Origin of the sequence: Streptomyces flavidovirens DSM 40150, from assembly GCF_000429085.1 — a bacterium.
In the GTDB taxonomy this organism is placed as follows: Bacteria; Actinomycetota; Actinomycetes; order Streptomycetales; family Streptomycetaceae; genus Streptomyces; species Streptomyces flavidovirens.
On sequence record NZ_AUBE01000001.1, the window covers coordinates 522,824 to 536,847 of the forward strand.

The following is a 14,024-nucleotide window of genomic DNA, read 5'->3' on the forward strand; positions in this document are numbered from 1 at the left end:
TCGACGACGACGGGAACGTCAGGCTGCCGAAGGAATGGGAGATCCCGCGGGAAGACGGGAGCGACAGGACCCAGTACGAGCGTCAGGTCAAGGAAGCCCAACGCCAGGACTACGAGGTGGAGATCAACCGGACCCTGAACGACGCACTGGAAGCCAGCGGTGAGGCGCAGAAGGCCTTGGCGGAGCTCAACGGCGAGGTCCTGGACCAGAAGAACAAGCAGATGGCCGCGGAGTCCGCGCGGGACGTCGACAAGGTGATGGACCGGCTCGGGGTGGAGGGGCCGAAGATACCCGGCAACCCCAACGACGCCGCTGAGTGGTGGCAGGGCCTGGACCCTGCCCAGCAACGGGAGTACGCCACTCTCTACCCGGACCGGATCGGCGCCACCGACGGCCTCCCCTCCGACGTCCGCGACGATGCCAACCGGCTCCACATGGAGCAGGAGCGCAACGCACTGCGCCGCGGCGACGCGTACGGGGTCCACGGCAATGACGAGCGCCGCCACAATCTGGAGGTCCTCAAGGCGGAGCTCGACAAGCGCGGGGCCCCGCAGAACAAGCAGCTGTACCTGCTCAACCACGACGCGGGCGGCGATGGCAGAGCGGTGATCGCCATGGGCAACCCGGACACCGCGGACAATGTCGCGGTCCAGGTCCCGGGCACTTCCACCACGATGGACTCAGCCGGCGGTCAACTGAACCGCATCAGCAAGCTCCAGGACGCAGCCGAGGACGCCGACCCGGGGGCTTCCACCTCCGCGGTGTACTGGCTGGGCTACGACGCTCCCGAGGCGCCTGTCGGTGAAGCCGCGAACGTCGATGTCGCAGGCAGCGGCCGGGCCGAGGACGGTGCCCAGGATCTGCGGGACTTCACCCACGGCCTGCGGGCCTCCCATGAGGGTGAACGGGCGAATCTCACCGTCATGGGTCACAGCTACGGAAGCACCACCGTGGGCGTTGCGGCGTCCGGCGGTGATGGCCTGGACGCGGACAGCATCGCCGTGGTCGGCAGCCCCGGCATGACGGTGGACCGGGCGAGGACCTCAACACGGACAACGTCTACTTCGGCCAGGCCTCGGACGCCCCCATCGCCCGGGCTCAGGGCACCAACCTCGGCCGCGGGCCGACCCACCCCGACTGGGGTGGCACCAGGTTCGAAACCGACACCAGCGGCCACAGCGGTTACTGGGACGATGACAGTCAGCGCCTGGCCAACCAAGGCAAGATCATTGCCGGCCAGCAGCCCGGAGAGTACGTACCGCCCGCAAGGCGCAACGCGGAGTAGACACCGCCCCCCCCAGCGACCGCACCCCTGTGCCACCCGCACCATGGCGCAGTCCGCCCCGTCACCCTCCCGAGGACAATGTTCCGCAAACGCGCCCCTGTGGCAGCTCTGACCCTCTTGACCACCCTCCTCACCGGAGCCTGCATGTCCCAGCAAGCGGATGACATCAACAAGCCCCTGCCGCGCAAGAGCCGTGCGGAGTCCCTGGCCTGGGCCAAGGAGTACACGACGGCCATGGCGCACTACGCGGAGGTGAAGATCACTGACGATCCCGCCCCCAGGGAACACTTCCAGGACTGCGTCGGCCAGAACGACGAAGTGCCGGAGGACGGGCGCTACACCCTCACCTACGCCGCCTACGTCAAGCTCGGGGAGGACCAGCACATCGCCACCGTCCGCAAGCTCCGCAAGGCCCTCGAAGCTCACGGAGTGCGCATCACGGGCCACACCGAGCGCCCCAAGACGACCGAGGCCATCCTGTACGGCAAGAACGACAAGGAGGGCTACTTCATCATCGCGGACTCGGTGAACCCTCCCGGCACCATCCGGCTCTCCGTCTCGACCCCCTGTTTCCTCCCGCCCGAAGCCAAGCAACAGCACTTCTGAGCCGGCCGGCCGGGGCGCACTGCACGGTGAAGGCCCGGTCCCGGCTCGGATCCTTACCGCTCTTTCCAGACAAAAAACGCCCTCCTGACCCGCGTTTCCGCAGGTCAGGAGGGCGTACCTTCTGTGGAGCCTAGGAGATTCGAACTCCTGACATCTGCCTTGCAAAGGCAGCGCTCTACCAACTGAGCTAAGGCCCCGGGGACGGGTGGACATGACCGGCCGGAACCGCACCGTGGCCACCGCCGCAGAACAGAGTACCGGGTGTCCCCCCTGATCCTGCAAAAGGATTGGGACTCCCGGTGCGCGACCACGCTCCGTAAGATGCTCGGCGAGGTTCGCAGCAGCGAAGGGGAGACGCAATGGACGCAGCGCAGCAGGAGTCGACGGCCAGAGCCAGAGAGCTTCAGCGCAGTTGGTACGGGGAGCCGCTGGGGGCGCTCTTCCGTCGGCTGATCGACGATCTGGGTCTGAATCAGGCCAGACTCGCCGCGGTGCTCGGCCTGTCCGCGCCCATGCTGTCCCAGCTCATGAGCGGCCAGCGCGCCAAGATCGGCAATCCGGCCGTGGTGCAGCGTGTCCAGGCTCTGCAGGACCTGGCCGGTCAGGTCGCCGACGGCAGTGTCAGCGCCGCCGAGGCCACCGACCGGATGGAAGAGATCAAGAAATCCCAGGGCGGCTCCGTGCTCAGCAACACCGGCCAGACCACCGCCAGTTCCGGTGCGCCCACCGTGCGGCGCGTGGTGCGCGAGATCCAGTCACTGCTGCGCTGCGTAGCGGCGGCCGGCGACATCATAGATGCGGCGGACACGCTCGCCCCGACCCACCCCGAGCTGGCAGAGTTCCTCCGGGTGTACGGCGCCGGGCGCACGGCGGACGCGGTCGCCCACTACGAGGCGCATCAGAGCTGAAGCAGGCGGAGCGGGGGCGGGCACAGCGCGATGGGTGAGATCTTCGCCGGCCGGTACGAGCTGATCGACCCGATCGGGCGCGGTGGAGTGGGCGCGGTCTGGCGGGCGTGGGACCACAGGCGCCGCCGGTACGTCGCGGCCAAGGTGCTCCAGCAGAGCGACGCGCACACGCTGCTGCGCTTCGTGCGCGAGCAGGCGCTGCGGATCGACCACCCCCACGTCCTCGCCCCGGCAAGCTGGGCCGCGGACGACGACAAGGTGCTGTTCACCATGGACCTGGTGAGCGGCGGGTCGCTGGCTCACCTGATCGGCGACTACGGCCCGCTGCCGCCCCGCTTCGTGTGCACCCTGCTCGACCAGCTCCTCTCCGGCCTGACCGCCGTCCACGCGGAAGGCGTCGTGCACCGCGACATAAAGCCGGCCAACATCCTGCTGGAAGCCACCGGCACCGGGCGTCCGCATCTGCGGCTGTCCGACTTCGGCATCTCGATGCGCAAGGGCGAGCCCCGTCTCACCGAGACCAACTACGTGGTGGGTACGCCCGGTTATTTCGCGCCCGAGCAGTTGATGGGCGCGGAGCCGGACTTCCCGGCCGACCTGTTCGCGGTCGGCCTGGTCGCCCTTTACCTGGTGCAGGGTCAGAAACCCGATTCCCAGGCCCTGGTGGAGCTCTTCGCCACGTACGGAACACCGGGCGCCCCGCAGGGCATCCCGGAGCCGCTGTGGCAGGTCATCGCCGGGATGCTGCAGCCCGACCCGCAGGCGAGGTTCCGTACGGCGACGGGCGCGCGCAAGGCGTTGAACGCCGCCGTCGAGATGCTGCCCGAGCCGGGCCCGGACGAGGAGCCGGTGGAGGTCTTCGACCAGATCGGCCCCCTCCCGCCCGGCTTCGGCCCGGGCGGGCCCGCCGCCCCGGCCCCCGGCCCCCGGAGCCACGTACACGGCGCCCTACAGGGCGGCGGCCAGGGCGGCGACCACCAGGCGCAGCCCGCCCAGCAGCCGTCGCCCATGCCGGAGACGGGCGGCTTCCACCTGGCACCGCCGCAACAGCCCCCCATGCCGCACCCGGCGCAGCCGTCGGCGCCCCCCATCCCGACATCCACCCCCACATCCACACCCACATCCACATCCACACCCGCACCCGCTCCCCTGCCCGCGCATGCGACCTCCCCCCTTTCCGGCGCGGCGCAAAACCCCTCCCAGGTCCCCCCGGCCGCGGCGCAGTACGAACAAGCCCTTACTCGTCCATACACCGCTCAGGGCCCGGAGGTTCCCACTCCACCGACCCCGCCGGCCCAGCGGGACGCCCACAACCCCGTACAGACCCCGCACAAGCGGCTGGGACCGCCCCCGAAGGTGACGGTCCCGGTGCTGCTGCTGGCGCTGGTCTGTTTCGCCGTGGGCGTCTGGGCACTGACCCAGAGCTGATCCGAGCCGGACTCGACGGCCGCCCTGGACGGCCCGCCCCGGACGGCCCGCCCCGGACGGCCCGCCCCGGATGTGCGGCTGCCTACCAGGCGGCCGGCGGCCCGGACTGCGTAGCCGCCCCACTGTCATGCCCGGCACCCATGCCAGGGTCGACGCCAGGACCGGCGCCCGGCCCCGCCCCCGCTCCGGCGCCCGCCCCCGCCGCCGCGCGCCGCCGGGCGACGAGCGTCCACACCCCGAGGCCGAGCACCAGCACGGTGCCCGCCCCGATCCCGGCGGCAGCGACAAGCCGCATCGTGTCGCTCTTCACCGCCGCGGGCGCGCTCTGCCCCTCCTCCGCGGCGCTCAGGTCGTCGTCGGTGACCTGGAAGGGACCGGCGGGCCCCGCATAGGCAGGGGCGCCCTTCCCCCTGCTGCCCTCGATGTTCACCCGCAGGGAGAGCCCGAGGCCCTGCGGCCCGAACACCTTCTCCACCTCCGGGCTCAGGCTGACCCTCAGGTAGTACCAGCCCGGAAACCGCATCCCGTTGACGGAGTCGGACGAATCGAAACGGTTCTCGTACGCCACCGGCGGCAGCGGATCCAGCGCGGACGAATTCTGCTTGCCGTCGTAGGAAATGGTGCTCGCGCTCTCGACAAGCCCCCGCGCCGGGTTGTACAGCACCATGCTCAGCGCGTTGGACACATATCCCTCACCCGCCGCGCTGCCGAGGTCCGCACTGGCGAAGAGCTGCTGCCCCCAGTCGACCGGCACCTTGTAGAACAGCGTCTCGCCGGGCTTGATCCTGTCCCGCCATTCGCCCTCGTACAGACCGGGCGCACTGTAGAAGCTCGACCCGCCCCTGCGGTCCCTGGCCTGGCCGCCAGGCGGCGCGGGCGAGCTGCTGGGCCAGCTTTCCGGCGCCGCGGTCGCCCCGCCCGCCTTCACCTGCGGCTCCGTCAGATGCCGGATCTCCAGTTCCCACGGCTCGCTCGACGAGGTCGCCTTACTGGTCCGCTCGATCAGGACGAAGTACGTGTCGGCGCCCTGGCAGGAGGTGCTGTCCTGCTCGATCGTCCGGTGCGCGTAGGTCCCGATCGGCCGCGCGAACTCCGCCGAGCTGAACTGCGCGCTGTTGTAGCTGCACGAATTGCCGGCGCGGTCCTGCAGCGTCACCTTCAGCTCGTCGGCGTACTCGACCTTCGTGCCCGGCCTCGGCACAGCCGTCGCCGACACATAGGCGTTGGACTTCGCGTCGAGCTGCACACGGTAGAAGAGTCTGCCGCCCGGCCTGATCGAGTCCCGGTACGTCCCGCCCGGCTTCAGCGGCTCGGAGTCCGTACTGCTCGCCGTCCCCCTGACCGGTTTCGCCGAAGGCTCATAGGTGTACGGGCTGGGCTCACCCGCCGCCACCGCCTGCGCCGGCAGCGCCGCCACCGCGCACAGCGCCGCCACCACGGCCGGCGCCACCCTGCCCCTGCTGCGCTGCCTCATCACGCGCCACCCCTCGTCGTCTCCTCGGCCGCCCCGCGCCGCATCGCCACGCACACGAGCCCGGCGGCCAGGACGACAGCACCACCCGCCAACGCGGCGGCCGCGGTGCCGGTCCATCCTGCCCCGCCGGCCCCAGCGCTGTCTGCGCCGACCGCCGTATCACCCTTGTTGTCCGCTTTGCTGCCCGACCGCACGAGGACGGGCGCGTCATGCCGCGGCCTCCCCACCAACCATTTGCTGCCGCAAGCCAATGATTTGCTTTGATGAATTCGGGCAGCACAAAGCCCCGGCCGCTGAGCGACCGGGGCCAGTGTTCGAACTACTGGGTCTCACACACCCGAACCTGCGGGCACGGAGTCAGTCGCCTCCGTCCACAGATCCTGCTCGGCGCGATCCGCCTGGATCTGGCGGTACACGAGGAGCCCGCCGATGGCGGCCAGTGCGACCAGGAGAAGCTTCTTCACCGCGCGACCTCGTCTTTCCTTGACGTAGGAGACTTCTGGCGCCCGACTATACACACCGACCGATACCGATCGGTGACCTAGATACCCCGCCGGACACGTACCCAACTGACGCACGCCACACAGCAAAAAGCCCGGCAGATCTTTCGATCTGCCGGGCCTTCGACCTTTTCAGGTCCGCGGTGGGGCTAACAGGATTTGAACCTGTGGCCTCATCCTTATCAGGGATGCGCTCTAACCAACTGAGCTATAGCCCCGCGCTGCCCCTGAAGATTAGCGCACCTCGGGGGCAGTACCAAAATCGGTTCCGCCGGCGTCCTACTCGTCCTCGGCGAGCGTCAGCTCGACGCCGCCGACGAAGCCCGCCGACAGGTTGTAGATGAAAGCGCCCAGCGTCGCGAGCGCCGTGGCGAGCACCACGTCGATCATCGCGATGACCGACGTGAAGATCAGCACGCGCGGCAGCGAAAGGAAGGACTGCAGGTCGAAGCCGTTGCTCTCGTTCGAGCCCGTCGCCTCGCTGATCGTCCCGCCCACCGTGGAGAAGACGCCCATGGCGTCCATGACCATCCACAGCACCGCCGCCGCCACCACCGTGCAGATACCCAGCGCGATGGAGAGCAGGAAGCTCACCTTCATCACCGACCACGGGTCGGCCTTGGCCACCCGCAGCCGCGCCTTGCGCGTACGCGGCGTCGTACGCGCCCCCGTACGCGGCAGACGCACCGCGGCGACACCCGGCTGCTGCCCGGCGCCCTGCGCCCCGCCAACGGCTCCAGCACCCGGCGTACCACCACCGCCCGCGGGCGAGGGATACGCCTGCGGCGGGTGATACGGCTGCGACGGCTGACCCTGCCCCTGCGGCTCCCGCTCACTGGGCAACGGCCCGCTCGCGGACCCGTCGTAACCCTGAGGCTGAGCCCCCCGCGTATCGGTCACAGTCCCCCCCTGGGAGTCCGTGGCAGAGCCACGGGCACCGGGTGCTCCAGATTCGGAAGCGGCCGCTCCGGCGCCCGTGGCTCCACTCACGCTTTACTCCTCGTGCTCCCCGGCCGAAGGCGCTGCGCCCCCGGCGGATGAAGGCTCTGCGCCCTCGACGGATTCGGCAACCTCGACCGCATCGCCCTCGACCGCGTCGGTGTCCGCCCCCTCGGGACCTTCCACCTCTTCGGCCTCACGACCGGCCTCGGCGTTACGAGCGATACCGACAACGGCATCGCGCTTGCCCAGGTTGATCAGTTGGACGCCCATGGTGTCACGGCCCGTCTCCCTGACTTCGTTGACTCGCGTACGAATCACACCACCGCCGAGCGTGATGGCGAGGATCTCGTCCGTCTCCTCCACCACCAGCGCGCCGACCAGCGATCCCCGGTCCTCCACGATCTTGGCGGCCTTGATACCCAGACCACCGCGCCCCTGAACCCGGTACTCGTCGACGGGGGTCCGCTTCGCGTACCCGCCATCGGTGGCGGTGAAGACGAACGTACCGGCCCGAACGACATTCATCGAGAGCAGCTCGTCACCTTCACGGAAACTCATGCCCTTCACACCCGAAGTCGCACGTCCCATCGGCCGCAGCGCGTCATCGGTCGCCGTGAAGCGGATCGACTGCGCCTTCCTGCTGACCAGCAGCAGATCATCCTCGGCCGACACCAGCTCCGCGCCGATCAGCTCGTCGTCGCTGCCGTCCGCGGTCTCCCGCAGATTGATCGCGATGACACCACCGGAGCGGGGCGAGTCGTAGTCCTTCAGCGACGTCTTCTTCACCAGGCCGCCCTTGGTGGCCAGGATCAGATACGGCGCCGCCTCGTAATCACGGATCGCCAGGATCTGCGCGATCTGCTCGTCCGGCTGGAAAGCCAGCAGGTTCGCAACGTGCTGACCACGCGCGTCCCGGCCGGCATCCGGCAGCTCGTACGCCTTCGCCCGGTACACCCGGCCCTTGTTCGTGAAGAACAGCAGCCAGTGGTGCGTCGTCGACACGAAGAAGTGGTCGACGATGTCGTCTTCCTTCAGCTTCGTACCGCGCACGCCCTTGCCGCCGCGCTTCTGCGACCGGTAGTCGTCCGTCTTCGTACGCTTCACATAGCCGCCACGCGAGATCGTGACGACGATGTCCTCCTCGGCGATCAAGTCCTCAATGGACATGTCACCGTCGAAGGGCACCAGCTTCGAGCGCCGGTCATCACCGAACTTGTCGACGATCGCCGCCAATTCCTCGCTGATGATCTGCCGCTGACGCTCCGGCGAGGCGAGGATCGCGTTGTACTCATTGATCTTCGCCTGGAGCTCGTCGTGCTCCGCGACGATCTTCTGACGCTCCAGCGCCGCCAGCCGGCGCAGCTGCATCTCCAGGATCGCGTTCGCCTGGATCTCATCGATCTCCAGCAGGCCCATCAGGCCCTCACGCGCCACATCGACCGTCTGGCTGCGCCGGATCAGCGCGATGACCTCGTCGATCGCGTCCAGCGCCTTGAGCAGACCGCGCAGAATGTGCGCCCGCTCCTCCGCCTTGCGCAGGCGGAAGCGCGTACGCCGGACGATGACCTCAATCTGGTGCGTCACCCAGTGCCGGATGAACGCGTCCAGCGACAGCGTGCGCGGCACCCCGTCGACGAGCGCCAGCATGTTCGCGCCGAAGTTCGTCTGCAGGTCGGTGTGCTTGTACAGGTTGTTCAGGACGACCTTCGCGACCGCGTCCCGCTTCAGGACGATGACCAGACGCTGGCCGGTCCGCGAAGACGTTTCGTCACGCACGTCCGCGATGCCGCCGACCTTGCCGTCCTTCACCAGGTCGGCGATCTTCTGCGCCAGGTTGTCCGGGTTGGTCTGGTACGGAAGCTCCGTGACCACCAGGCACTGGCGGTTCTGGATCTCCTCGACCGCCACCACCGCGCGCATCGTGATCGAGCCACGGCCCGTCCGGTACGCGTCCTCGATGCCCTTACGGCCCACCACCAGCGCACCGGTCGGGAAGTCGGGGCCCTTGATGCGCTCCATCAGCGCGTCCAGGAGCTCCTCGTGACCCGCGTCCGGGTTATCCAGGAACCACTGCGCGCCCGCCGCCACCTCCCGCAGGTTGTGCGGCGGGATGTTCGTGGCCATACCGACCGCGATACCCGCCGAACCATTGATCAGCAGGTTCGGGAACCGCGCCGGCAAAACCGTCGGCTCCTGATTACGGCCGTCGTAGTTGTCCTGGAAATCGACGGTCTCCTCGTCGATGTCCCGGACCATCTCCATGGCCAGCGGCATCATCTTGCACTCGGTGTACCGCATCGCCGCGGCCGGGTCGTTACCCGGAGAACCGAAGTTGCCGTTGGAGTCCACCAGCGGCATACGCATCGACCAGTGCTGCGCCAGGCGCACCAGGGCGTCGTAGATCGAGGAGTCGCCGTGCGGGTGGTACGTACCCATGACGTCACCGACGACACGGGCGCACTTGTAGAAGCCCTTCTCGGGCCGGTAACCGCCGTCGTACATCGCGTACAGCACACGACGGTGCACGGGCTTCAGACCGTCCCGCACGTCGGGCAGCGCACGCGACACGATGACGGACATCGCGTAGTCGAGGTACGAACGCTGCATCTCCGTCTCGAGCCCCACGGGCTCGACACGCATGCCCACACCCTCGACGGGCGGCACCTCTTCGGGCGTCACGGGGACAGGAGTGTTCTCGTCGGCCATTGCTGGTCAAAGTCCTTTCGAGCTGCGGCTGGTGGCTTGCACGGCCGACTCAGATGTCGAGGAAGCGGACGTCCTTGGCGTTGCGCTGGATGAACGAGCGCCGCGCCTCGACGTCCTCACCCATCAGCACCGAGAACAGGTCGTCGGCCTGCGCCGCGTCGTCCAGGGTCACCTGGCCCAGAACCCGGTGGTCCACGTCCATCGTGGTGATGCGCAGCTCCTCGGCGTTCATCTCACCGAGACCCTTGAAGCGCTGGATCGAGTCGTCCCTGATCCGCTTGCCGTTCTGCTTGCCGAGCTCGACGAGCGCGTCGCGCTCACGGTCCGAGTAGGCGTACTCGAAGTCGTCCCGGCCCCACTTGATCTTGAACAGCGGCGGACGCGACAGATACACGTGCCCTGCCTCGACCAACGGCCGCATGAAGCGGAACAGGAACGTCAGCAGCAGCGTGTTGATGTGCTGACCGTCGACGTCGGCGTCCGCCATCAAAATGATCTTGTGATAGCGGAGCTTCTCGATGTCGAAGTCCTCGTGCACACCGGTACCGAAAGCGCTGATCAGCGCCTGGACCTCGGTGTTCTGGAGGATCTTGTCGATCCGCGCCTTCTCGACGTTCAGGATCTTGCCGCGAATCGGCAGGATCGCCTGGTACATCGGGTTACGGCCCGACTTCGCCGAACCACCGGCCGAGTCACCCTCGACAATGAAGATCTCGCACTTCGTCGGGTCGTTCGACTGGCAGTCGGACAGCTTGCCCGGCAGCGACGCCGACTCCAGCAGACCCTTGCGACGCGTCAGATCACGCGCCTTACGGGCCGCGACACGCGCCGTGGCCGCCTGGATCGCCTTGCGGATGATGTCCGCGGCCTCGTTCGGATTCCGGTCGAACCAGTCGTTGAGGTGCTCATGCACGACCTTCTGCACGAAGGTCTTCGCCTCCGTGTTGCCCAGCTTGGTCTTCGTCTGGCCCTCGAACTGCGGCTCGCCCAGCTTCACCGAGATGATCGCCGTCAAACCCTCACGGATGTCCTCACCCGCGAGATTGTCGTCCTTCTCCCGCAGGAACTTCTTCTCCCGCGCGTAACGGTTCACCAGACCCGTCATCGCCGCACGGAAGCCCTCCTCGTGCGTACCACCCTCATGCGTGTGGATCGTGTTCGCGAAGGAATACACACCCTCCGTGTACTGCGAATTCCACTGCATCGCGATCTCGACCGAGAGCATCCGCTCCTTGTCCTCGGCCTCGACGTCAATGACGGTCGGGTGAATCAGCTCACCCTTGCGCGAGTTCAGGTACTTCACGAAGTCGACGATGCCGCCCTCGTAGTGGTACTTCACCGTCCGCGCCGGCTGCTCCTCCGCCGCCTCGGCGTCCGGGTCGTCGGCGCCGACCGTGGCCTTCGCGGACTCGCGCTCGTCGGTGAGCGTGATCGTCAGGCCCTTGTTGAGGAACGCCATCTCCTGGAAGCGCCGCGACAGCGTCTCGAAGGAGTAATCGGTCGTCTCGAAAATGTCCGGGTCCGCCCAGAACGTGACCGAGGTGCCGGTCTCCTGGGTTTCCTCGTGCTGCGCCAGGGGCGCGGTCGGGACGCCCATCTTGTAGTCCTGCGTCCACCGGTAGCCGTCGGTCCTGACCTCCACCGAAACCCTGGTGGAAAGCGCGTTGACGACGGAGACACCGACGCCGTGCAGACCGCCGGAGACCGCGTAGCCGCCGCCGCCGAACTTGCCGCCCGCGTGGAGGACCGTCAGCACGACCTCGACGGCCGGCTTGCCCTCGGACGGCACGATGCCGACGGGGATGCCGCGGCCGTTGTCGACGACGCGCACACCGCCGTCGGCCAGGATCGTCACGTGGATGGTGTCCGCATGACCGGCCAGAGCCTCGTCGACCGAGTTGTCGACGACCTCCTGCACCATGTGGTGCAGACCACGCTCACCGGTCGAGCCGATGTACATGCCAGGGCGCTTGCGGACCGCGTCCAGACCCTCGAGCACGGTGATCGCGCTGGCGTCGTACGACGAGGACCCCTGCGGTGCGGCCTCGCCGCCCTCGCCGGCATCAGTGGACGGAATGTTCTCGTTGGGGTCGCCGGAATCGGCCACGAAGCGCCCTTTCTGGCACAGCACGGACCGAAACCCCGACAAACGGGACCGGCCGCGTCGTTCTGTATAAGTCGACGGATCCCGCACGCCGGGCGGGATTGTCTACCAGTCTACCGGTAGCGCAGACACTCATGGGGGTTTGCCGGTACCTGAGTACCCATGTGCCGTCCTGAACCGGCGCCGCCCGACTCCCCATATCCAGGAAGGGGCTCCAAGAGGCTCACACGGGCATCCAGCGCTTCCAGCTGTCAAGCACCCGCCACCGTGAGCGACACCTCACCCGGACACCCGCCCCCAGCCACATCTCACCCGTACGTATCCCCAGGGCCCGTACTCCCCGGAGCCCGCAACGCACCAAACCGACGCGGCGGACCACCCGGCCCCCAAATCTTGATCACCCGCACCGTGTCCCGCCCCAGATCAGCGTTCAGCCGCGTCAACAGCTCCCGCTGCATCAACCGCAACTGCGTCGCCCACGCCGTCGAATCACACTGCACCGTGAGAACCCGCTCGTCCTCGTCATACCGCTGCGGCACACAGTGCTTCGCCAGATCCCCACCCACGATCTCCGGCCACCGGCCCATCACACCGCCGACCGCCATCGGCATCTCCCAGCCGCGCTCCGTCTTCAACCGGTCCAGCGCCGCACCCAACGCCAACGGATCACGACCATCCGCCCCCGAACCCGACCGCAGACCCCCACCACGCCGCGCCTGCTTCTTCTGCTGCGCCGCAGCCCCCCGCGCCCGCGCCTGCTCCTTCGCCGCACGCAACGCCACCCGCGCCAGATCAACCCCCGTCGACTGAGGCACCTCCGACGCCTTCGCCTGCTCAGGCACCCTCAACGGCTCCTGAGGCAACTCCCCACCCACCCCACCCGCACCGCTGGCACCGCTAGCACCACTCAGCCCGCTCATACCCGCGCCACCTCGCCACCGGACACCACATACCGCGCCCCCGACAGCACACCCGGCACATCGTCATCCACCGCAGCCGTCACCAACACCTGCTCACCCGGCGCCACCAGCTCCGCCAGCCGCTCCCGCCGCCGCGCGTCCAGCTCCGCGAACACGTCATCGAGCACCAGCACCGGCTCATTGCCCTCGCCGCGCAGCAGATCGTACGAAGCAAGCCGCAGCGACAGCGCGTACGACCACGACTCACCATGACTGGCATAACCCTTCGCCGGCAGCTCCCCCAGCTTCAGCACAAGATCATCCCGATGCGGACCGACCAACGTCACACCCCGCTCGATCTCCTGCTTCCGCGCCTCCACCAACGCCGCCAACAGCAGCCCGTACAACTCCTCACGCGACTGACCAGCACCTACGCCCCCACCGACCGAACTCCGGTACTCCAACAACACCGGACCCCCACCCGGCGCCAGCTGCTCATACGCCTTGTCCGTCATCGGCTGCAACACCGCGATCAGATCCAGCCGCTGCGCCAACAGCTCCGCACCCACCTGAGCCAGATGCTGGTCCCACACATCCAGCGTCGACATGTCCATCGACCGGCCACCGTGCCGACGCGCCATCGCCGCCGACTTCAACAACGTGTTCCGCTGCTTCAGCACCCGCTCGTAATCCGACCGCACACCCGCCATCCGCGGCGACCGCGCCGTGATCAGCTCATCCAGAAACCGCCGCCGCTCACCCGGATCACCCTTCACCAGAGCCAGATCCTCCGGCGCGAACAGCACCGTCCGTACGATCCCCAGCACATCACGCGGCCTGACCTGCGACGACCTATTGATACGCGCCCGATTCGCCCGGCCCGGATTCAGCTCCAGCTCCACCAGCTGCTGCCGCTCGCCCTGCGTCACCGCAGCCCGGATCACCGCCCGCTCCGCGCCCATCCGCACCAGCGGCGCATCCGAAGCGACCCGGTGACTGCCGAGCGTCGCCAGATAACCGACCGCCTCGACCAGATTCGTCTTCCCCTGCCCGTTCGCCCCCACGAACACGGAAACGCCCGGATCGAGAGGGACCTCGACCCGGGCGTACGAGCGGAAGTCGGCCAGCGACAGATGCGTGACATGCATGGCGTGCGCCGACCTTCTCCCAGC

Annotated in this window: 11 protein-coding genes and 2 tRNA genes; 4 read left to right on the forward strand and 9 right to left on the reverse strand. The window is 68.1% G+C overall.

Annotation, left to right across the window (positions count from 1 at the left end):
• Positions 1-116: 116 nt before the first annotated feature.
• A complete protein-coding gene (locus G412_RS0102460) occupies positions 117-1,397 on the forward strand; it encodes an alpha/beta hydrolase (RefSeq protein ID WP_028810678.1) in 1,281 nt (426 codons plus the stop codon).
• A gap of 32 nt (positions 1,398-1,429) precedes the next feature.
• Positions 1,430-1,891, forward strand: coding sequence for a hypothetical protein (locus G412_RS0102465; protein ID WP_037647317.1), 462 nt, complete (start codon positions 1,430-1,432; stop codon positions 1,889-1,891).
• Positions 1,892-2,015: 124 nt separating this feature from the next.
• Here G412_RS0102465 and G412_RS0102470 read toward each other — a convergent pair.
• Positions 2,016-2,088, reverse strand: a tRNA-Ala gene (locus G412_RS0102470).
• Between the two features lie 162 nt (positions 2,089-2,250).
• Between G412_RS0102470 and G412_RS0102475 the strand changes: the two genes are divergently transcribed.
• Together G412_RS0102475 and G412_RS0102480 are read left to right on the forward strand one after the other, a co-directional pair.
• On the forward strand, positions 2,251-2,799 hold the full coding sequence (locus G412_RS0102475; protein ID WP_028810680.1) for a helix-turn-helix domain-containing protein: 549 nt from the start codon (positions 2,251-2,253) through the stop codon (positions 2,797-2,799).
• Between the two features lie 30 nt (positions 2,800-2,829).
• Positions 2,830-4,227: a serine/threonine-protein kinase gene (locus G412_RS0102480; RefSeq protein ID WP_028810681.1), complete on the forward strand. Its 1,398-nt coding sequence runs from the start codon at positions 2,830-2,832 to the stop codon at positions 4,225-4,227.
• An 82-nt stretch (positions 4,228-4,309) separates the two neighbouring features.
• Here the strand turns inward: G412_RS0102480 and G412_RS32985 are convergent, their stop codons facing one another.
• The 8 genes from G412_RS32985 to recF all read right to left on the reverse strand — a co-directional run bounded on the left by G412_RS32985 (position 4,310) and on the right by recF (position 14,000).
• Entirely contained in the window at positions 4,310-5,701 is a 1,392-nt protein-coding gene (locus G412_RS32985) for a hypothetical protein (protein ID WP_051338066.1), read from the reverse strand.
• A gap of 329 nt (positions 5,702-6,030) precedes the next feature.
• Positions 6,031-6,165, reverse strand: a complete 135-nt coding sequence (locus G412_RS40415; protein WP_003958712.1) for a DLW-39 family protein — start codon at positions 6,163-6,165, stop codon at positions 6,031-6,033.
• Between the two features lie 180 nt (positions 6,166-6,345).
• Positions 6,346-6,419: transfer RNA gene (locus G412_RS0102495), tRNA-Ile, on the reverse strand.
• 61 nt (positions 6,420-6,480) lie between these two features.
• Positions 6,481-7,101 (reverse strand): DUF3566 domain-containing protein, encoded by a 621-nt coding sequence (locus G412_RS0102500; RefSeq protein WP_028810682.1) that lies wholly within the window; start codon positions 7,099-7,101, stop codon positions 6,481-6,483.
• A 93-nt stretch (positions 7,102-7,194) separates the two neighbouring features.
• Positions 7,195-9,849, reverse strand: coding sequence for a DNA gyrase subunit A (gene gyrA / locus G412_RS0102505; RefSeq protein ID WP_028810683.1), 2,655 nt, complete (start codon positions 9,847-9,849; stop codon positions 7,195-7,197).
• A 49-nt stretch (positions 9,850-9,898) separates the two neighbouring features.
• Positions 9,899-11,980, reverse strand: a complete 2,082-nt coding sequence (gyrB, locus tag G412_RS0102510; RefSeq protein ID WP_028810684.1) for a DNA topoisomerase (ATP-hydrolyzing) subunit B — start codon at positions 11,978-11,980, stop codon at positions 9,899-9,901.
• A 281-nt stretch (positions 11,981-12,261) separates the two neighbouring features.
• Positions 12,262-12,873: a DciA family protein gene (locus G412_RS0102515; RefSeq protein ID WP_078606729.1), complete on the reverse strand. Its 612-nt coding sequence runs from the start codon at positions 12,871-12,873 to the stop codon at positions 12,262-12,264.
• Positions 12,870-14,000 carry a DNA replication/repair protein RecF gene (recF, locus tag G412_RS0102520; RefSeq protein WP_028810686.1) on the reverse strand — a complete coding sequence of 377 codons (1,131 nt, stop codon included), beginning with the start codon at positions 13,998-14,000 and terminating at the stop codon, positions 12,870-12,872. Before recF ends, G412_RS0102515 begins: the two co-directional genes overlap by 4 nt.
• Positions 14,001-14,024: the final 24 nt, after the last annotated feature.